Source organism: Brachybacterium sp. J144, assembly GCF_036321705.1.
Lineage (GTDB): Bacteria > Actinomycetota > Actinomycetes > Actinomycetales > Dermabacteraceae > Brachybacterium.
This window is the reverse complement of sequence record NZ_JAZDCG010000003.1, coordinates 47,310-66,496: the sequence shown is the minus strand read 5'-3', so window position 1 is coordinate 66,496 and position 19,187 is coordinate 47,310. Positions and strand designations below refer to the sequence as shown.

Annotated in this window: 15 protein-coding genes; 9 read left to right on the top strand and 6 right to left on the bottom strand. The window is 73.9% G+C overall.

Going from position 1 to position 19,187, the window contains the following annotated elements; translation table 11 throughout:
• Nucleotides 1-160: 160 nt before the first annotated feature.
• From V1260_RS02130 to V1260_RS02120, 3 genes are all read left to right on the top strand, one after another.
• Nucleotides 161-1,402: an LCP family protein gene (locus V1260_RS02130; protein WP_329745148.1), complete on the top strand. Its 1,242-nt coding sequence runs from the start codon at nt 161-163 to the stop codon at nt 1,400-1,402.
• A gap of 770 nt (nt 1,403-2,172) precedes the next feature.
• The gene (locus V1260_RS02125; protein WP_329745147.1) at nt 2,173-2,607 is read left to right on the top strand and encodes a hypothetical protein; all 435 of its coding nucleotides are present in this window, start codon (nt 2,173-2,175) and stop codon (nt 2,605-2,607) included.
• Nucleotides 2,608-2,877: 270 nt separating this feature from the next.
• Nucleotides 2,878-4,374 carry an ankyrin repeat domain-containing protein gene (locus tag V1260_RS02120; protein ID WP_329745146.1) on the top strand — a complete coding sequence of 499 codons (1,497 nt, stop codon included), beginning with the start codon at nt 2,878-2,880 and terminating at the stop codon, nt 4,372-4,374.
• A 36-nt stretch (nt 4,375-4,410) separates the two neighbouring features.
• Here V1260_RS02120 and V1260_RS02115 read toward each other — a convergent pair whose 3' ends face one another.
• On the bottom strand, nt 4,411-5,049 hold the full coding sequence (locus V1260_RS02115) for a glycosyltransferase family 2 protein (RefSeq protein ID WP_329745156.1): 639 nt from the start codon (nt 5,047-5,049) through the stop codon (nt 4,411-4,413).
• Nucleotides 5,050-5,295: 246 nt separating this feature from the next.
• On the opposite strand from V1260_RS02115, the gene V1260_RS02110 reads away from it, so the two are divergent.
• The 4 genes from V1260_RS02110 to V1260_RS02095 all read left to right on the top strand — a co-directional run bounded on the left by V1260_RS02110 (nt 5,296) and on the right by V1260_RS02095 (nt 10,187).
• On the top strand, nt 5,296-6,621 hold the full coding sequence (locus V1260_RS02110; protein ID WP_329745145.1) for a nucleotide sugar dehydrogenase: 1,326 nt from the start codon (nt 5,296-5,298) through the stop codon (nt 6,619-6,621).
• A gap of 4 nt (nt 6,622-6,625) precedes the next feature.
• Nucleotides 6,626-7,054, top strand: a complete 429-nt coding sequence (locus V1260_RS02105; protein WP_329745144.1) for a DUF2304 domain-containing protein — start codon at nt 6,626-6,628, stop codon at nt 7,052-7,054.
• Complete coding sequence (locus V1260_RS02100) at nt 7,051-9,000, top strand: DUF6541 family protein (protein ID WP_329745143.1); 1,950 nt, start codon at nt 7,051-7,053, stop codon at nt 8,998-9,000. Before V1260_RS02105 ends, V1260_RS02100 begins: the two co-directional genes overlap by 4 nt.
• A 71-nt stretch (nt 9,001-9,071) precedes the next feature.
• A complete protein-coding gene (locus V1260_RS02095) occupies nt 9,072-10,187 on the top strand; it encodes an acyltransferase (protein ID WP_329745142.1) in 1,116 nt (371 codons plus the stop codon).
• A 69-nt stretch (nt 10,188-10,256) separates the two neighbouring features.
• Here the strand turns inward: V1260_RS02095 and V1260_RS02090 are convergent, their stop codons facing one another.
• Both V1260_RS02090 and wecB read right to left on the bottom strand, forming a co-directional pair.
• Nucleotides 10,257-11,393, bottom strand: coding sequence for a glycosyltransferase (locus V1260_RS02090; protein ID WP_329745141.1), 1,137 nt, complete (start codon nt 11,391-11,393; stop codon nt 10,257-10,259).
• Between the two features lie 53 nt (nt 11,394-11,446).
• The gene (wecB, locus tag V1260_RS02085) at nt 11,447-12,511 is read right to left on the bottom strand and encodes a non-hydrolyzing UDP-N-acetylglucosamine 2-epimerase (protein ID WP_329745140.1); all 1,065 of its coding nucleotides are present in this window, start codon (nt 12,509-12,511) and stop codon (nt 11,447-11,449) included.
• 147 nt (nt 12,512-12,658) lie between these two features.
• Here wecB and V1260_RS02080 point away from each other — a divergent pair, with 147 nt between their 5' ends.
• Complete coding sequence (locus tag V1260_RS02080) at nt 12,659-13,774, top strand: glycosyltransferase (RefSeq protein WP_329745139.1); 1,116 nt, start codon at nt 12,659-12,661, stop codon at nt 13,772-13,774.
• On the opposite strand, the gene V1260_RS02075 is transcribed toward V1260_RS02080, so the two are convergent.
• Both V1260_RS02075 and V1260_RS02070 read right to left on the bottom strand, forming a co-directional pair.
• Nucleotides 13,758-14,867, bottom strand: coding sequence for a glycosyltransferase (locus V1260_RS02075; RefSeq protein WP_329745138.1), 1,110 nt, complete (start codon nt 14,865-14,867; stop codon nt 13,758-13,760). The two genes, V1260_RS02080 and V1260_RS02075, sit on opposite strands and share 17 nt — an antisense overlap.
• Complete coding sequence (locus tag V1260_RS02070) at nt 14,864-16,123, bottom strand: glycosyltransferase (RefSeq protein ID WP_329745137.1); 1,260 nt, start codon at nt 16,121-16,123, stop codon at nt 14,864-14,866. The genes V1260_RS02075 and V1260_RS02070 overlap by 4 nt, the downstream gene beginning before the upstream one ends.
• Before the next feature lie 163 nt (nt 16,124-16,286).
• On the opposite strand from V1260_RS02070, the gene V1260_RS02065 reads away from it, so the two are divergent.
• Entirely contained in the window at nt 16,287-17,984 is a 1,698-nt protein-coding gene (locus V1260_RS02065; RefSeq protein WP_329745136.1) for an asparagine synthase-related protein, read from the top strand.
• Here the strand turns inward: V1260_RS02065 and V1260_RS02060 are convergent.
• Complete coding sequence (locus V1260_RS02060) at nt 17,953-19,053, bottom strand: hypothetical protein (RefSeq protein WP_329745135.1); 1,101 nt, start codon at nt 19,051-19,053, stop codon at nt 17,953-17,955. The two genes, V1260_RS02065 and V1260_RS02060, sit on opposite strands and share 32 nt — an antisense overlap.
• Between the last annotated feature and the right edge of the window lie 134 nt (nt 19,054-19,187).

The following is a 19,187-nucleotide window of genomic DNA, read 5'->3' as shown; positions in this document are numbered from 1 at the left end:
TGTGAAGGTTCGCGGGAGGTTCGGGGACCGGGCGGGCGAGGCGTGCGTGACTGCGGCGCGCGGCACCGGCGGTGCCGCTACCCTGTCGGACGCCGAGCTTCCCCTCAGGGCCCCTGCACCTCCTGCCGCAGGGCCCCTCTCGGCGGCAAAGGAGATGCCTGTGACCGAGCAGCCCCCGCGCTCGCGGCGCCCCGGCGGACCGCGACGACCCGCGGGCCATCGCGCCCGCGCCGGCGGCAGCGCGCGCCCGATGCGGCCCGCAGCGCAGGACCTCCCGCCGTCGGTCGCGCCGGGCCCGGCGACCCGCCCCCTCCCCCGCTCCGAGCAGTGGAGCCAGGCACCGGGTGACGCCGCCGGTCCGCCCCCGGGCGTCGGCATCGCGCAGGGCGGCGACGGACCTCGCGGCCCCGAGTCCCCCCGGAGCCCGAGCTGCGGAGGCGGCCCCGACGGTCGGCACCCCCGCCGCCGGCACCGCACCCCCCGCGCCGTGCGCCTCGGCGCGACCCTCCTGGTGCTCGTGCTCGTCGTGGTGCTCGGTTGGGGGCTGGGCCTGACCGCCTGGGCCGGCAGCCGCATCGAGCACGTCGACGCCCTCTCCGGGGCGGCGGACACCCCCGGCACGACCTATCTCATCGCGGGCTCCGACGGCCGCGGCGGGGAGAAGGTGTCCGACGATGGCACCGAGGGCGCCCGCACGGACACGATCATGCTCCTGCACCGCGCCCCGAACGGGAACAGCTACCTCGTTTCCCTCCCCCGCGACACGCTCGTGGACATCCCCGGGTACGGCGGCTACAAGCTCAACGCCGCCTTCGCCTTCGGCGGCCCCGCCCTCCTGGTGGAGACCGTCGAGGAGTTCACCGGGCTGACCATCGACCACTACGTCGAGGTCGGCTTCGACGGGGTCGCCGACATGGTCGACGCCGTCGGGCACGTGAACCTCTGCATCGACCAGGACGTGGACGATCCGAAGTCGGGCCTGCAGATGACCGAGGGCTGCCACGACGTCGGCGGGGACCAGGCGCTCGCCTTCGTCCGCGCCCGCTACTTCGACCCCACCGCGGATCTCGGACGCCAGCAGCGTCAGCAGCAGTTCGTCGGCGCCCTCATGGACCGGGTGACGTCCCCCGCCGTGCTGCTGAACCCCGTGGCGCAGGCCCGCCTCGCCGGCGCGGGCTCGAACGCGCTGATCACCTCCGAGGGGACCGGCATCCCCGCCATCGGCCGTATGGCCCTCACGGCGCGCTCAGCGATGAACAGCGGACGCACCCTGGCGATCCCGATCGAGGATCCCGAGTACCAGACCAAGCACTCCGGGGTCGCGATCCTCACCGACGAGGACGACGTCGCCGCGTTCTTCGACGGCATCGCCGACGGCTCCGCGGAGCCCGCGGCGGGGTAGGGCCTGCCGCTCGGTCCGTGCAGTATCGAGGGCCGAGTCAGCCCGGGTGCGATGACGACGTCGCTCGGCCCGCACCGCCCTGAAAGCCCACAGCTTCGCTCCCCATCGCACGGGCTCAGTTCGCGCAATCCCACGCTGGCATCGCTCTCTTCGGGCCGCCGCACCGCCCTGCACGCGATCCTCGAGCGTCAGAGCAACCCCTTGTGCCCCCCCCCGTTTCGCGGCTTATCCTCCGGGGACGCAACGGGGCGTCACTATGGGAGTGCAGGTTGGCAGCTCGCAGTAGTTTTCGAACTCTTGTCATCGCGTCGACAGCAGGCTTGCTGCTCGTTCTGTCGCCGGGGGTTGCGAGTGCCGGTACCGCAACAGGTCCCACCGGATATTTCTCCGCAGGCTCGGCGAACTATTCCAACTACTCGAGAATTATCACGAACTCGACCGCTGGCGATCAAGGTCGCACCGGAACCTTGTCGCTCAGCGGTAATCGACCGGCTGGGCATTTCGGGAACCTGACGCGCGCCTACACCAGCAGCGGCGCACTCAAGTGCAGCAGCGGATACACCTATACCGACAAATCGGCGAGCAGCCTGTCGACGGTTTGCTTCTTCGTTGGGCTGAGTGGCTCCGCATACTATTCACACGGGGTGTCGAAAGCGTGGACCGGCAGTGATTACAAGGCTGTCTACGCCCCGAGATCTCCGAACCAGAACAACTAGCAGACGAGGGAAACGATGAGAAAGCATCGACAGGCGACCGGCGCGCGTCGCTCAATGACCATCATCACCGCGGCGCTGTTCATCGGCGCAGCATTCGGCCTCGGGCTGGCGACTCAGCTGCACACCCCACCTGCGAGCGCAGAGTCGGAGGATGACGCCCTGTTCCCGGTCAATGAGAACGGTCAGACCTACGGTTCCCTCGCCGACGCCCCGAGCGACCAACAGGCCCCCGACCTGATCCTCGTCGAGCTCGACGACGGGAGCGAGGCATACGTCCTCTCCGAGGATCTCTTCGCCGCGGAAGGCGGGGACGTCAGCTCCCCTGACGAGGCCGTCGAGTACATGGAGCGCGAGAGCTCCGAGAATCTGGGCGACGTCTCCGGTGACTCGGTCGATGGAGGTCTCCCCCTGTACACCAGGGACGGCACGCCCTTGGCTGAGGAGTGGGATGGCCTCGGCACCAACGGCGAAGCGGTCACCGAGGACTGAGGCCTCTCGTGTCAGCATCGACTTCTCCGGGGTGAGGTGAGCGGCGTCGACGGGTGTCCCCGGATCATCCTCCGGGGTGCTCGGGGATGGTCCAGGAGTTCGCGCGAGTGCCCCCGGGACAGGCGGACGCGCAGGCTATGATCGACGTGGCGCACCGAGGGCGCCGCCTGTCCGCGGGAAGGGCTCAGCCCGCCTCGGTGCCGTGCACGAGGATGCCCGTCTCCCCTCCTGCCCGATCCAGCGGACGCCGGGCTCGGAGCGGAGGCCGCCATGTCCCTGCAGTACCTTCCCGACCATCCCGATCCCTCGGCGCTGCGGCGCCGGGCCAAGCGTCTGCGCGACGCCGCGCGCGCCGGGGAGCCCGAGGCCCGCGCGCTCCTGCGCGCGCACCATCCGGACGCCGAGCCGCTGCTCGGCGCGGACCACGACCACGGGGCGGCCCTGCCTCTCGCCGCCGCGCAGCTGGCCCTCGCGCGGTCCTACGGCTTCTCGTCCTGGCCCGTCCTGCGCCGGCACGTGGACGAGGTCCTCGCCCGCACCCGCCGCCCCGATCAGGCAGCGGCCACCGGTCCGCGGGACCGGCTGCTGCGCGCGATGACCGTGGACCACAGTCGTCGCGGCGCCCCCGACCTCGCGGCGGCCGCAGCGCTGCTCGCGGCCGAGCCGCACCTGGCCCGGACGGATCTCGCCGTCGCCGCCGCGCTCGGCGATCCGGTCGCGGCCCGGGAGCTGCTCCGCACCGACCCAGCCGCGGTGCAGCGGGAGGGCGCGCCCTACGGCTGGCCGCCGCTGCTGCACCTGTGCTACTCCCGCTGGACCGGGCCGCTGCCGGACGGGCGGACGCCCGACCACCCCGCGGTGCTGCGGCTGCTCCTCGACGCGGGCGCCGATCCGAACGCCGGGTTCCTCTGGGACTCCCTGCCGTCCCCGTTCACGGCGCTCACCGGGGTGTTCGGCGGCGGCGAGCAGGGCGCTCCCCCGCATCCCGCGGAGACCGCCCTGGCCACGGGGCTGCTGAGTGCCGGAGCCGACCCGAACGACAGCCAGACCATCTACGACCGGGGTGCGGGCGACACCGTGGTGCGGGACGACACCGCGTGGCTCGCGCTCCTGCTGCGGGCGGGTCTCGGCCGCGGCGACGGCGGGCCCTGGCACCGGCTCCTCGCGCCGCGCCACCAGTCCCCCGCCCAGCAGCTCTCCGAGGCGCTGCTGCACACGGCCTGCCACGACCTCACCGCACGCGCGACCCTGCTCCTCGAGGCGGGCGCCGATCCGGAGCGGCCCAGCACCCATCCCCTCCACGGCGGCCGGTCGCCGCTGCGGGAAGCCGTGCGGCACGGCGCCGTGGGCGTGGCCCGCCTCCTCCGGGAGCACGGGGCCCGCGGGGAGGACCTCACGGCGGAGGACGCGGCGATCGGGGCGCTGCTCGGCCCGGCCGACGCCCTCGCGGACCGAGCCGTCGCGCGGGAGATGCAACGGAGCCATCCGGATCTCGTGGCGCAGGCCGCCGCTCTCGGCCGGCCCGAGGCCGTCGCGCAGCTCCTGGATCTGGGCTTCGCGGCCGACGCGCGGACGGCGGAGGGAGCCACAGCGCTGCACGAGGCAGCGGTGCGCGGGAACCACGCGACGGTCGAGCTGCTGCTCGCCCGCGGCGCGGACCCGACCCTGCGCGATCCGACCTACGGGGCGACCCCGGCCGGATGGGCACGACACACGGGGCGCGAGGTGCTCGCCGGGCTGCTCGAGGCGGCGGAGCAGGAGCGCTGAGGGCCGGCGCTCCGGGGACTTGTCAGCGGGGACAGGTCAGCGGAAGAGCATGTCGATGACGATGTTCACCGAGTTCAGCACCGACTGGCCCTTCGCGCGGGAGTAGTCGGTGTAGAGGATGTGCACCGGGTGCTCGCGCACCGTCAGCTCATGGCGACCGATCTCCTCGACCAGCTCCGAGGCGTGCGCCATCCGGTTCTGCTCGATGGTGATCTTCTCGCAGGCGTGCCGGCCCAGCACCCGCAGGCCGTTGTGGGCGTCGGTCAGCTTCACCCCGGAGGTGAGGTTCGAGTACCAGACCGCGCCGCGCAGCACGAGGCGCTTGATCAGGCCTGGCTTCGTACGGGAGTCGAGGAAGCGGGACCCGAGCACGACGTCGACCCCTTCCGCCTCCCGCATCGCGATCATCGAGGCGGCGTCGTCGACCTGGTGCTGGCCGTCCGAGTCGAAGGTCACGATCTGCCGCATCCGCGGATCGCGGAGCGCGTAGTCGATACCGGTCTTGAGCGCGGCGCCCTGCCCCATGTTGTAGGGATGGCGGACCACGACGGCGCCGGCCTCGGCGGCGATCCGGCCGCAGTCGTCCTCGCTGCCGTCGTCGACGCACACCACGAGCGGGTACCGGGTGCGCAGGTCGCGGATGACGTCGCCCACGACCTCGCCCTCGTTGAACATCGGCACCACGAACCAGGTGCTGTCGGCGCCGGGCGAGGCGGGGGGTGCGGAGGCGCCCGCGGGGCCCTGCTCACCCGGGGGCTCGGTCTTGCTCACAGGCTCTCCTCCGGTGCTGGCGACGGGTCGACGGGCGGCGCGCCACATCGAGGTCGGCGACGGCCGATGAGGATACCCTGTCACGGTGGGCCGCCCCCGAGCGGTCATCCCCGCACGTGCGGCGCGCCACGGCGCCGAGAAGGAGAACCCATGAAGACCGCTGTCGTCGCCCTCGGGAAGATCGGCCTGCCGCTCGCGGTGCAGTTCGCGGACGCCGGCCACGAGGTGATCGGCGTGGACGTGAGCGCCCGCCAGGTCGAGCTCATCAACCAGGCGAAGGAGCCGTTCCCCGGGGAGGCGCACCTCCAGGAGAAGCTCTCCGAGCTGGTGCCCGCCGGGAAGCTCCGCGCGACCACCGACTACGCCGAGGCGATCCCCGGCGCGGACGCCGTGGTGATCGTGGTGCCGCTGTTCGTGGACGACGCCACCTGGGAGCCGGACTTCGCGTGGATGGACGCGGCGACCCGTTCCCTGGCCGAGCACCTCACCCCCGGCACGCTCGTCTCCTACGAGACCACCCTCCCGGTCGGCACCCTGCGCACCCGCTTCGTGCCGATGATCGAGGAGATCTCCGGGCTGAAGGAGGCCCAGGACTTCTACGCCGTGTTCTCCCCGGAGCGGGTCCTGACCGGTCGCGTGTTCGCGGACCTGCGCAAGTACCCCAAGCTCATCGGCGCGATCTCCGAAGAGGGCACAGCCCGTGCCCGCGCCTTCTACGAGTCGGCGCTGACCTTCGACGAGCGCCCCGACCTCCCCCGCCCCAACGGGGTGTGGGACCTCGGCTCGCCCGAGGCCTCCGAGCTGGCGAAGCTCGCCGAGACCACCTACCGCGACGTGAACATCGCGCTGGCGAACGAGTTCGCACTGTTCGCGCAGGACAACGGCATCGACGTGTACAAGGTCATCGAGGCCTCCAACTCGCAGCCGTACTCCCACATCCACCAGCCCGGCATCGCCGTCGGCGGCCACTGCATCCCCGTGTACCCGCGGCTGTACCTCTCCACGGACCCGAACGCGACCACCGTGCGCACCGCCCGCACCCTGAACGCCTCGGTCCCCGCGCACCTCGTCGAGCGGGCCGCGAACCTGCTCGGCTCCCTCGAGGGGCTGAAGGCCGTGGTGCTCGGCGCGTCCTACCGCACCGGGGTCAAGGAGACCGCGTTCTCCGGCGTCTTCCCCGTGGTCGAGGAGCTGCGCGCACGGGGCGCCGAGGTCGCGGTCCACGACACCTTCTACGACGCCGAGGAGCTCCGCGGCTTCGGCTGGGATCCCTACACGATCGGCGACGCCGCGGACCTCGTGATCGTGCAGACCAACCACCCCGAGTACGCGGAGATCGGCTCCGCCGACATGCCCGGCGTGAAGCTCATCGTGGACGGCCGCAACATCACCATCGCCGAGAACTGGGCCGGCACCCCCCGCCTCGTCCTCGGCGACGGCTCCGCCTCCACCCACCAGCAGGCCGAGGAGGCCTGAGACGGTGGAGGGCCTGGACCAGCTGATCGCGCTCGGCCCCGCGCTCGGGGTGGGCAGCCGCACCTTCATCATCCAGCTCGTGCTCGTGCTGGGCATCGTGGTGATCGTCGGCTGGCTGTTCGTGAAGCGCGGGGCGAAGCAGCTCGCGGTGCGCCGTCTGCTGATCATCGCCTTCGCGGTGTTCGCGGTCGCGACCGTGCTGTTCCCCGGGATGCTCAGCCGAGTCGCGAACCTCGTGGGCGTGGGCCGCGGCGCGGACCTGCTGCTGTACGCGACGGTGTTGGTGCTGCTCGGCTTCCTCGCCCTCCAGGAGGCGCGCACCAAGGCCGCGGAGAAGCGCACCACCTATCTCGCGCGCCGGCTCGCCCTCGACGAGGCCGAGCAGCCCGGTGACTACCGCGCCCGCGCCCTCGGGACCCCCCGGGACGGATGAGCGACCTCGCCCAGCTGCTGATCGCGATCGCGGTCGTCCTCGCGGCCGCCTATCTTCCCGGCTACGCGATCCCCCGAGCCCTCGGCGGCTCGCGCCTGCTGTCCCTCGCCGTAGCGCCGGCCGTCGGCGCCGCGACGGCGGGGCTCGCGGCCCTGATCTCCCCCTTCCTCGGGATCCCCTGGTCGCTGCTGCCGCTGCTGGGGTGCGGCGCGCTGCTCACCGCGGCGGCGCTGCTGCTGCGCCGGCTCGGCGTGCGCCTGCCGTCGACCGGTCTCGACGGGCCGCTCATGCCCCCACACACAGTGCCCCTCGCCCCCCTGTGGATGCTCGTGGCCCTGGTGGTCTCCCTGGGACCGATCCTGCTGCAGGGCCGTCGTCCCGATGTCGTCCTCGAGCGCTGGGACACGCTGTACCACCTCTCGGCGCTGCAGCGGATCCGGGAGACCGGCACCGCCTCGAGCCTGGATCTCGGCTCCGTCTCCAACACCGCCGGGACCCCCACGGCCTATCCCGCGGGCTTCCACGCGCTCGCCTCCTCCGTGCCCGGCGTGGAGGTGCCGATCCTGCTGAACGGAGCGGTGCTGGCCCTCGCCGTGCTCCCCTGGATCCTGGGGACGGCGTTCCTGGCCCGCACGGTGTTCCCCGCCGTGCCGTGGGCCCCCTTCGCCGCCGGGATCGGGGCGGCGATCGTGCCGGCCGCCCCCGTGGACGAGTGGATCCATCTCTCGGCGATCCCGAACCTCACGGGGTTCGCGGCCCTCCCCGGGGCGCTCGCGGCGGTCCTCGCGCTGTGGCAGGTGCTCTCTTCCGCCCTCCTGGCCTCCTCCGACGACGCGCCGCGCGGGGACCGTGCACGGCTCCGCCCCGTTCTCGCCGCCCTGGCCCTCGCCGCGTTCGCGTTGCTCGGCCTCGGCCTGCTGCACCCCAACGTCGCGCTCCTGGCCCTGGTGCTGGTCGCCGTGCTCACCGCCTGCACCATGGCGCCCGCACTGCGCCGCCGTCCCCTGCTCGCCCTCGTGCCGCTGTTCGTGATCGCCCCGGTGATCGTCGCCGGCACCACTCCGCTGGGCTCCTCGGTCACCGACTTCACCGGTGGCCTGCAGGTGCCCTGGTGGTCGGCGCTCGGGGAGATCCTGCTGGGCCTGCTGACGGTGTGGCCGATGGCGCTCGGCGTGGTCCTCGCCGCGGTGTGGTGGCCCGGACTCGTCACCTCAGTGCGCAGCGGGGCACGCTGGGTCGCGGTGGCCTGGATCGTGGTGGCGGTGCTCTATCTCGACGCCGCCCTCGACTCGTCCCTCAACCTCTCCGCCCTCTGGTACCGCGGGCAGGACCGGCTCTCGATGCCGCTCGCCATGTTGTCCGTGCTGCTGCTGGTCCCCGGGCTGCGCGCGTGGCACTCCCTGCTCGAACGGGCAGGCAGCACGGGCCACGCCTCCCTGCCGCGCCGGGCGATCGGCCTGGTGCTGGTCCTCGTCGCCGTCGTCGCGGTCGGCGCCTCGATCCCGACCCGCGCCGACAACGCCGCGAAGAACCTCGCAGCGGAGTACTCGGGGCGCGGTCGCTTCCTGCAGCAGGACGAGCTCGAGGCCTGGGCCCGGGTCGCCCCCGACCTCGACCCCGACCAGAAGGTGCTCGGCAGCCCCTTCTCCGGGGCCTCGCACCTGTACGCGATCGAGGGGGTCGACGTCTACCTGCCCGTCGCCGGGCTCTCGCTCACCGAGGCGGATCAGAACACCATCTACTCGGTGCCGCTGGCCGCCGAGTCCCCCGCGCACTGCCGGAATCTGCTGGACCGCGACATCGGCTACATCTATCAGGACCGTCTGCTCTACCAGTACGACCCGCGGTACGCGGCGATCGGTCAGGCCGACGAGTCGCTCGGCGAGGTGGTCTTCGAGACCGAGCACTCCCGGCTGCTGCGGGTGGAGTGCGATCCGGGCAGCTGACCCGGCGGGACGTGAGAATCGCCGCGCCGTGGCGGAGCGCATCGACCGCGCCCATCTGCGATGCTCGCCAGATGTCCTCCACCTCCCCCGTGCCGGGCACCGCATCGGCCCCCTCCCCCGCATCCGGCGACTCCACCCGCGAGTACCTCCCCTTCCTCGACGTCGCACGCGTCGTCGCCGTCCTCGGAGTGGTCGCGATCCACGTGATCGGCGGCGGGGTCAGCTCCGGCCAGTCGGGGATCGCCCTGGTCGCGCTGGACATGGCGCTGATCGCCGCGGTCCCGGTGTTCTTCATGATGTCCGGGGCGCTGAGCCTCGACCCCCGCGCCCTGCGGCGCGGTCCCGCGGACTTCCTGCGGCGCCGGGCCGCCCGCATCCTGCCCGCCCTGGTCGTGTGGTCCCTGTTCTACGTGCTCGCGGTGCGGATGGTGCTCAGCGAACAGCGGTTCACCGGCCCCGACGTGCTCGACATGCTGGTCGGCGGAGACGCCTACACGCACCTCTACTTCCTCTGGGCGATCGCCGGGCTCTACCTGCTCACCCCGGTGCTGCAGCCCTTCCTGCAGGTCGACGAGGGCCGACGCGGCTGGATCCTGGGCCTGGCCGCCGCGGGGTGGACGGTGCTGGTGATGGCGCTGGGGCAGCTCGCGGCCCTCGAGCTGCTGCCCGCCGCCCCACTGACCGCCGGGGCGACCACCTTCGCCCTGATGTACGTCGGCTACTTCGTGCTGGGCCGGGCGATGCTCGTGAGCCCGCTCCCGCGCCACGCCGCCTGGGCCGCGCTCGCGAGCGCCCCGCTGTTCGTGGCCCTGCTGACCTGGCTGTACGAGGCGCTGCGGGATCAGCGCGACGTGGCGACTCCGGATCCCTGGATCGCGATGCTCGCGCCCAGCTACGTGTCGCTGCCGACGGTGCTGTACGCGGTGCTGCTGATGGCCGCGGTGAGCTCGCTCTGCCGTGGCTGGCGGGTCTCCGAGCGGACGGGCAGGATCCTGCGCCGCCTCGGGGAGGCGACCTTCGGGGTCTTCCTGGTGCACTTCGCGGTGCTCGCGGGGCTGCGTGTGGTGCCGTGGCTCGCCACGTTCGACCCGGCGCCGATGGCCGTCTGCTTCGTGGTGACGATCGCCCTCTCGACGGCGTTCGCCCTGATCGGCGCGCGTATCCCGGGACTGCGCCGGATCCTCTGATCCATCGCGCAGGCCCTGCCGTCCCGGCCACCCGCGTCGCCCGCGGCGTCGGGGTGATCGGGGCCGGTCTCAGTCGTCTAGCGAGGAGAGCACCGCGCGGGCAGCCTGTGCGGCGCAGCCGGCGAGGGAGGCGTTCTCCTGCGTCCAGGCGCGCAGGTGTGCGGCCGAGGGCACGTCCGTCCCTTCGAGCGCCCGCGTCATCGCCTCCGCGACCTGGTCCGCGTCGTAGTCGCAGGCCCAGCCGAGACCGTTGTCCCGGATGCGGTCATGGGCGGAGCCCTCGCCTGCGTGGATCACCGGGGTTCCGGTGGCGGTCGCGGCGTAGATCTTGGTGGGCAGCGCGAACTCGTACCCCTGGCCGGGCGTGATCGAGGAGAGCCCGGCGACCGCACCGCGGAGGAACGCGGCGACCTGCGCCGGCGGGATCTTGTCGCGGAACTCGATGCCCTCGAGGCCCTTCTCGGCGACGGTGCGCTCGAGCTGGTCCCGTCCGCTGCCCTCGGAGAAGAACAGCAGCCGAGCGCCCGGATGCTCGGCCCGGACCGCGGCGAAGGCGTCGACGAAGATGTCGGCTCCCTGCCACTCGGAGACGGTGCCCGCGTACACGAAGTACGGTCCGTGCTCGCCCGCGTCGGGGCCCTCGACCGAGAAGGTGTCGGTGTCGATGCCGTTGCCGACCATCACCAGCGAGTCCCGGGCGCCGATCAGCTCCTCGACGCGGTGCTGCACGCCCGGGGAGATGGTGAGCACGCGCGCGGCGCGCCGCCACACGGTGGTCTCCGCGATCCGCACCGCGGCGCGGACCGGAGCGGGGACGCCCTCGACGCTGTCCGTCGCATCGGACCAGATGTCCGCCGCGTAGAAGGTGTACGGCACGCGCCGGAGCGCGGCCGCGACCATGCCGACCAGCCCGGTGGTGGGCGGCGGCTCGAGCACGAGGGCGTCGAGGTCGCGGCGCAGCAGGAGCCGGAGCGCGAGCGGCACGTCGAAGCTGAGATAGGAGACGTACCCGCGCACCTGCCCCTGGGAGTCCCGCTTCACGGGAAAGCGGGAGATGCCGACCTCGCGTCGCCGCGCGGCGCCGGGCACGGTGGTGGTGAGCACTGTGACCTCGGCCCCGGCCTCCTCGAGCGCGGTCACGAGCGCCTGCTGCCGGAAGGCGGCCGCGACCGGCTCGGGTGCGTACACCCGGGTCGCGACGGCCACCCGAGGCGGTCGGCGCGATCCGGTCACGGCGCCCGTGCGGCGGATCCTCAGCATCAGGCCCGCTCGCGCAGCGCGTCGACGCTGCGCAGGGACGCGTTCCCGTCGCCGTAGTGGGCCGGGCGCTCCGCGGTGGGGCGGGACCTGGTGACCGCGGCGGTGAGCTCGGAGGGGTCGACGACGAGGCGGTTCCAGTCGTTCTCGAGGGTCTCGACCCATTCTGTCTCGGTGCGGACGGTCGAGGTGGGGGTGCCGAGGAGGTAGGCCTCCTTCTGCAGGCCGCCGGAGTCGGTGACGACGGCGGCGGCGTGCTGGACGGCGTTGACCAGGTCCGGGTAGGCGATGGGCGAGCCGACGTGGACGGCGCCGCCGGCCAGCTCGATCCCGGCCTCCTCGGCCTTCGCGACGAGGCGGGGATGGGCGAAGAGGGCCAGCGGCATGTCGAGCCCCTGCAGGGCGGAGACGATCGCGGCGAGCCGGGCCGGGTCATCGGTGTTGTCGGCGCGGTGGATGGTGGCGACCGCGTAGTCGGAGGCGGGGTCGATGCCGTCGGGCAGCACGACCGGGGCGTCCTTGACGGACTCGGCGACGCGCAGGCACACGTCGGTCATCACGTCGCCGGTGACGAGGGTGCGCTCGGCGAGGCCCTCTGCGGCGAGGTGCTCGCGGGCGACCTCGGTCGGCGCGAGGAGGAGGTCCGCGGCGTGGTCGGTGAGGACGCGGTTGTGCTCCTCGGGCATGCGCCGGTTGAAGGAGCGCAGGCCGGCTTCGAGGTGGGCAACCTTGAGGTGCATCTTCACGGCGGAGAGGGTGCCGGCGAGCGTCGAGTTGGTGTCGCCGTAGACGAGGGTCCAGTCGGGGCGGTGCTCCTCGAGGACCTCGTCCATGCCGGCGAGCATCGCGCCGGTCTGGCGGCCGTGGGAGCCGGAGCCGACGGCGAGGTTCACGTCGGGGGCTGGGATCCGCAGATCGGCGAAGAAGACGTCGCTCATCGCGGCGTCGTAGTGCTGTCCGGTGTGGACGATGACGTGCTCGACGTCGTCCCGCTGCGCGGCCGCGTCCGCGATCGCGGCGAGCTTGACGAACTGCGGGCGGGCACCCACGACGGACAGGATCTTCATGAGGACTCCCGGGGCGATGGCGGCTGCTGTGCCCCGGGGGCGACCCGAGGGCAGGGGCCACTGTATCGGCATTCGGGCCGCCGACGGCGCAGGCGATACCCTCGGGGCCGGGCCGTGCCCGCCCCCGTCCCCTCCGAAGGGAGTCCCGTGAGGATCACCGCCGTCAGCGCCTGGTTCCCGACCGCCGCCGCTCCGAGCCGCGGCTCGTTCGTGCTGCGCGACCTGCTGGCGATCGCCCGGCACCACGAGGTGCGCCTTGTGCACCTGGTGCCGCCGCAGGACGCCGACGGCACCGTGCGGGAGGTCGTCGAGGGCCTCGAGGTGCTGCGTGTGCCGATGTCGCCGCGCCGTCCCGCCGAGGTGCTGTCCGCCGCCCGCGCCCTCGGCCCGGCGCTCGCGGGTGCCGACGTGGTCCACACCATGGCCTTCCCCTCCCTGCTGCCGTTCTCGGTGCCGGGGCTGAGCCCGGTCCCGCAGGATGCCGCCTGGGTCCACACGGAGCACTGGTCGGCGCTGTCCACCCCGGCCTCGTTGCCGGCGCCGGTGCGCCCGGCGCTGCCGCTCCTGGCGCGGGTGCTGCGCGGGCCCGACCGGGTGACCTCCGTGTGCGAGTTCCTCGCGGAGCCGATCCGTGCGGTGCGCGGGACGCGGCCGGTCGACATCGTGCCCTGCATCGTCGATCCCCACGCTGTCGTGCCGCGGCGCGACCGTTCGGACGGCGGCCTGCGCCTGGTCTCGACCGGCGGGCTGATCCCGCGGAAGGACCCGCTGGTGGCGGTCGCGACGATCGCCGAGCTCGTCGGTCGCGGCGTCGACGCCCACCTCACCTGGCTCGGCGACGGGCCCCTGCGGGAGGCGACCGCCGAGGAGGCGCGCCGGCTGGGCGTGTCGGAGCGGGTCGATCTCGTCGGCACCGTCGACGCGGCGGGCGTGGTCGCCCACCTCTCGGCGGCCGATCTCTTCTTCGGCCCCACCCGGGCGGACAACTTCTTCGTCTCCGCGGCCGAGGCGATCGTCGCGGGTCGGCCGGTGGTCCTCGGCGCTACGGGAGGACAGGGCGAGTACGTGCGGGACGAGGTGGGTGCCCTCGTGGACGTCCAGGACGCGGACGCCTATGCCGACGCGGTCCTCGCGGTCGACGCCCGCACGCGGGACCTGCCCGCCGACGAGATCGCGGCGACCATCGGGGACTCCTTCTCGACGCCGACGGTGGGCCGCGGCTACGACGCGGTGTACCGCCGGGCGGTCAGCGCAGCGCACTGAGGTCCTCCGCGACCTGACGGGCCCGGGCCTCCCAGGAGTGGTGCTCGCGCCCTCGGCGCACCGCGTCCCGCACCCGCTCCACCTCGGCAGGGTCGTCGCGGAGCGCGACCAGCCGCGCGGCGACGGCGTCGGCGTCGTAGTCGACGGACCAGCCCATCCCCTCGCTCGTCACGAGGTCCGCGGCATGGGTGCCCGCCGAGGCGAGCACGGGCAGGCCGTGCCCGATGTACTCGAACAGCTTGATCGGCGCCGCGAAGTCGCGGTACTCGGCCGGCTCGACGACGAGGGCGCAGAGGTCCGCGGCGGCGAAGTACGGCTCGAGCTCGGCGCCGCGGCCGTGGACGACGCGCACGCGGCCCGGACCGTCGGCGATCAGCGGCTCGTACTCGGAGCGCACCGCCTCCCAGGCCTCGGGCGGCACGCAGACCGTCAGCTCCACGCCGTCGACCCGCGCCGCCCCGGCGAACAGCGCGTGCATCCGGTAGTAGTCCGAGACGTTGCCGACGTAGAAGATCCGCAGCGGCTCGTCGGGGCGCCGCCCGTGCGCGGCGGCGAGATCCGTGAGGACCCCGCCGGGGGGCAGGGCCCGCGTGATCGCGGCGTCCACGTGCGGGACGTAAGCGGCCATCTGCGCCGACGGCAGGTAGAGACGGTCGAGCCAGCGCCCCATGACCTGGAGCTCCGCGTGGTAGAGCGTCTTGGTGCCGAGCCCCACGAGGCGGGGGACGCTGAGGTCGTAGGCCGGGAACCGCCAGTAGACGTCCCGGTAGAACAGCCCCGTCGGCACCCCGTGGGCGCGCAGCAGGCGCAGCAGCTCGAGGTCGACGAGGGGGTGGGTGGGCAGATGATGCGGCTCGGTGAGGACGGTCGGCATGGTCGAGGACTCGCCGTACGCGAAGTCGATCCGCTGCCCGGCCCGCAGCCGACGCCGCAGGGCGCGCAGCTTTCGGGCCCGTTCGGCCCCGTGCCCGGTCACGTCGAGGACCTCGATCCCGAGCTCGCGGAAGGCGCGCAGCAGGCGCGGGGGGCGCGCGGCGGAACCGGTGCCGTTCTCCACCACCGGGTAGGGGGCGTGGAAGACCATCGTGGTCATGGGGCGGTCCTTCCGCGGCGGGGGTCGGGGGCGAGGGAGCGGCGCCACAGGGTCTCGGCGCGCGCGACGTACGCCGGGGGACCATATCGCGCCAGCGTGTCCTCGCGCAGTCCGGGGCGGGGAAGCTCCTCCCCCGTCGCGCGGTCCTCGAGCGCCTCCTCGAGGGCGCGGCGCAGGGCCTCGGCGTCCTCCGGCGGCACGAGCACGCCGCGGCGCGGATCCTCCCCCACCACGTCCCGCGGTCCCCAGGCATCGACGGCGATCACCGGGACGCCCACCAGCAGGGATTCGGCAAGGACCAGGCCGAAGGACTCCTGCTCGCTCGCCAGCACGAAGCGGTCGGCCGTGGCCATCGCCCGCGGCACGTCCTCCCGGGCCACGGAGCCGACGAGCGCGGCGCCGCCGGGGGCGAGCTCTGCCAGCCGTCCGCGCGGCGGGAGACCGTCGAGCACGGGGAGGTCCAGCTCGACGGAGAGCCGGCGCACCCGCTCCGGCGACCCGCCGGCGATGACCAGCTCCCGCGGGGCGTCGGAGCGCAGCGCGCGGAAGGCGGCGACGATCCGGTCCACCCGCTTGATCGGGGCGAGATGGGACAGGTGCAGGAAGCGCGTGACGGGGACCTGGCGATCCGCGGGCTCCGGCGCGGGCTGGGCGACGAGCACCGCCGACAGCGGGTTCGGCAGGACCTCCACGCTCCCCGAGGCGAGGCCGTGTCGCTCCTCCATCGCCCCGGCGAGCCCTCGGCTGACGGCGCTCAGGGCGTCGGCCGCGCGCAGCAGTTCGCCCCGTGCCCGCTCGCGGCGGGGCGGGAACAGAGCGGTCACCGCCGAGGGGCGGTGCTCGGTCAGCACCCAGGGGACGTCGAGGGCGCCGGCGACGGCGCGGGCGACCGTCGCGGCCGGATGCACGGAATGGGCGTGGACCACGTCGACCCCGGAGAGGAGCCGCCGGGCGACCCGTGCGGCCCACCGGGCGAGCAGCGCAGTGACCTGGTCGGCGATTCCGGGGAGCGGGACGGGGGCGCGCAGCCGCAGCACCCGCAGCGCGCCCTCGCGGCTCTCCTGCAGGGCGAGCGTCCCGGCGAGCGCGGCCCGGGCCGCGGCGGGGCGGCGGGGGTCGGGGTAGGTGAGCTCGGCGGCGAGGACGCTCACGGTGTGCCCCGCCGCGGCGAGGATCTCGGCCTGCTCGCGGAAGAAGGAGCCGCCGGGGTCCGACGCGCCGCGCGGGTACCACGAGGGGACCAGCAGGACGTGCATGCGGGGTCCTTCCGTTCTGCGAGGCGATGCGCGGACCGGGATCGGACCAGGGCCGAACCGGGCCCGAACCAGAGCCGGACCAGGGCCGAACCACGGCACGCGACCCGCGTCGTATCGTGGGGATCGTACGTCACCCCGTGCCCCGCCCGTCCCCAGGAGCCCGATGACCACTCCGCCGCGCGCCGCCGCTCCCCTCGCCCGTCTCACCCGCGGTGACTGGGTGCGCGTCGAGGCCGCTCCCGGGACGGAGCTCCTCGCGATCGCGCCCCGGTGGACGCCGGCGGAGATCGCCCGCACCCTCCGTGTGGCCGGGGACGCCGAGGAGTCGCTCGACAACCTCGCCGCCCGCGGCGAGGCCGCCGTGCTCCAGATCCGCGCGGACGGCTCGGCGCGCCTGCTCACCGATGCGAACCGCTCCTTCCCGCTCTTCTGGCGCCGCGCCGGCTCCCGCTGGGAGGTCTCCGACGACGTGCGGGTCCTCGCGAGCGCGGCCGGATCCGCACCGCGGCCCGATGAGGCAGCCGTGGCCCAGTTCGCCGGGGGCGGCCTCGTGCTCGGCGAGCGCACCCTCTACCGGGACGTGCACCGCACCCCGCCGGACGCCGTCGTGGAACTCGGGCTCGACGGGAGCTCGTCGACGCTCCGCCGCGGGCGCCTCGCGTTGCCCGCCCGCGGCGCGGTGACCGAGGGGGCCGAGGCCGGCGCCCTATTCCGGGACGCCCTGCTCGAGGCGGTCGCGACCCTGGTCGCCGCTGATCCCGGTGCCCGCTACCTGCTCCCGCTGAGCGGCGGTGCCGATTCCCGCCTGCTCGCGGCGGCCTTCGTCGCCGCCGGGGCGCGGGACGTGCAGTGCTTCACCTACGGGGTGCGACCCACCGCCGAGGTCGAGGTCTCCCGGAAGGTCGCCGAGCTGCTCGGCCTGCCGTGGGCCTTCGTGCCCACACCGCCCGAGGAGGTCCGGTCGGCTTGGCGCGAGCCCGAGACCGCCCGCTTCCTCGGGGACGCCTACACGGGTGCCGCACTCCCCCACATCCAGGACTGGTTCGCGCTGCGCGGCCTCGCGGCGCAGGGCCTGCTGCCGGAGGACCGCTCGCGGGCCGTGGTGGTCCCCGGGCACACCGCCGTGCGCACCCTCAAGGACGCCGACCTCCTCGACGCCCCGGAGCTGAGCCGGGAAGACCTGGTCGCGGCGATCATCCGCCGCCACTTCTCGCAGGCGGGCGCGCCGCGGGCGCTGTTGCGGGATCCGGTGCTGCGGGCGGAGGTCGAGGGGGCGCTGGACCGGGTGGGGTACGACGGCTCCCCGCTCTCCCGCGCCCGGGCCCTGCAGTCGGTGAACATCGACGGGCGGCAGAGCACGTACATCCTCAACTCGGTGCGCGGCTACGAGAGCGCGGGGCTGGGCTGGGCGATGCCGATGCTGGACCTCCCGCTGCACCGTATCGTCGCCGACCTCGACTGGCGCCTGACCCGCGACCGCGACTGGTACCGCGCCATGACTGACCAGGTGTTCCGGGACACCGCCGGCCCCGGTGCCGAGGAGCTGTCCTTCTGGGTGCCCACCGCCGTGCCCGAGGAGCGCCGGCAGCAGATGAAAGCGGCGCTGTCCCGCGTCGGCCTGCTGCGCCTGGCCGAGCACGCCGCTTCGACCCGCACCAACCTCCGCCACCCGATGGCCTTCGAGGCCTTCGCCCCGTCCCCGGCCCGCTACGGGGCCGCCGTCGCTCTCGGGACGACCCCGATCGGGGTGTTCTCCCGGGCCTTCCTCGAGGGGAGGTGGAATCCGGTGTTCGACTGGCGGGACCCGATGACCTGGGGCACCCCCGAGATCAGGGACGCGCTCGATCCCACAGACGGTTGAGGACTCCGCTGGCGGCATGGCGCGCCCGCTGCTCGCGATCGAGCAGTCCCTGCGCGGAGGCGGGGAGCAGCCGGTCGACCGCCCCCAGGCCGGACCATGCGTCCGCGACGCGGCGCATGCCCGCGACGTCTGACGCGCGCGCCATCTCCCCCAGGAGCCGTGCCTCGCCCCGCGAGAGCGCCGTGTCGATCACGGCGAGCTCCCGCCAGGCGGCGAGCTCGGCCCGCAGCGCCGCGACGTCCTCGTCGCCCAGGGTCGGCGCATGGCGCAGCAGCGTGCCGATCACGTCGCGCCGCACGGTGCGCACGGCGTAGGCGCGGCGGAACGGGGCAGGGGCGGCCCGGAACCACTCCTGGCCGCGGAGCAGGGCCGCGGGCCGCAGCATCTCCTCGACCCCGAAGCGCACCGCCTGGATGCGATCGGCGGCCCCGGCGACGACCACGTGGTGGGGCAGGCCCGCCCGCGCTAGATCGATCCGTCCCGCGGTGAGGAAGGCGCGGGAGGTGAACTCGAGGTCCTCTCCGTGGCGCAGCCCCTCGCGCATCCGGATCCCCTCGCGGCGCAGCAGGTCGGTGCGGGCCAGGATCATGGGACCGGTGCGATAGCCGAGGCGATCGGCGACCGCCCCGAGCCGACGACGCCTCCCCACCCGGACGTGCGGGATGGTGCCGGGGCTCGAACGCTCCGGGTGCTCGTGGTCCACGGTGCGGGTGCGCATCAGCACGAGGTCCGCCCCGCCGCGGGCCAGCTCCGCCCAGGCGCTGAGCGCGCCCGCCTCGAAGAAGTCGTCCGAGCCCAGCACCGTGGAGTAGGGGGTGCGCACGGCGTCGAGACCATGGTTCAGCGGACCCGCCGGGGAGGGGATGCCGTCCGCGAGGGCGAGCAGCTCGATGTCGCCCTCGAGGCCCGTGAGCCGGTCGCCAATCGGTCCCGGGTCGGTGTTGTGACAGACCACGACCGCCCGGGCCCCGTCGGCGACGACGGAGCCGACGGCCCGCTCGATCGGACGCGACGGGGTGTGGACGGGGATCGCGACGGTCACGTCGCGGGCTCCGGGGGCGAGGGGCATGGGGATCCTTCCGTTTCCTGTGCCACAGACCGAGGCGGGACCGGGCGGGCGCGGAGCGGGAGCCCGACCCGCCCGTGGTAGCTTGCGAGCTGGCCTCCGGTGCCGGGACGGGGGCAGCCGTCGAGGGAGGAAGC

Excerpts from the sequence above, each read along its gene's own strand:
- V1260_RS02125 (WP_329745147.1), top strand. The coding sequence starts at position 2,173 with ATGACCATCATCACCGCGGCGCTGTTCATCGGCGCAGCATTCGGCCTC.
- V1260_RS02120 (WP_329745146.1), top strand. The coding sequence starts at position 2,878 with ATGTCCCTGCAGTACCTTCCCGACCATCCCGATCCCTCGGCGCTGCGG.
- V1260_RS02115 (WP_329745156.1), bottom strand. The coding sequence starts at position 5,049 with ATGTTCAACGAGGGCGAGGTCGTGGGCGACGTCATCCGCGACCTGCGC.
- V1260_RS02110 (WP_329745145.1), top strand. The coding sequence starts at position 5,296 with ATGAAGACCGCTGTCGTCGCCCTCGGGAAGATCGGCCTGCCGCTCGCG.
- V1260_RS02100 (WP_329745143.1), top strand. The coding sequence starts at position 7,051 with ATGAGCGACCTCGCCCAGCTGCTGATCGCGATCGCGGTCGTCCTCGCG.
- V1260_RS02095 (WP_329745142.1), top strand. The coding sequence starts at position 9,072 with ATGTCCTCCACCTCCCCCGTGCCGGGCACCGCATCGGCCCCCTCCCCC.
- wecB (WP_329745140.1), bottom strand. The coding sequence starts at position 12,511 with ATGAAGATCCTGTCCGTCGTGGGTGCCCGCCCGCAGTTCGTCAAGCTC.
- V1260_RS02075 (WP_329745138.1), bottom strand. The coding sequence starts at position 14,867 with ATGACCACGATGGTCTTCCACGCCCCCTACCCGGTGGTGGAGAACGGC.
- V1260_RS02070 (WP_329745137.1), bottom strand. The coding sequence starts at position 16,123 with ATGCACGTCCTGCTGGTCCCCTCGTGGTACCCGCGCGGCGCGTCGGAC.
- V1260_RS02065 (WP_329745136.1), top strand. The coding sequence starts at position 16,287 with ATGACCACTCCGCCGCGCGCCGCCGCTCCCCTCGCCCGTCTCACCCGC.
- V1260_RS02060 (WP_329745135.1), bottom strand. The coding sequence starts at position 19,053 with ATGCCCCTCGCCCCCGGAGCCCGCGACGTGACCGTCGCGATCCCCGTC.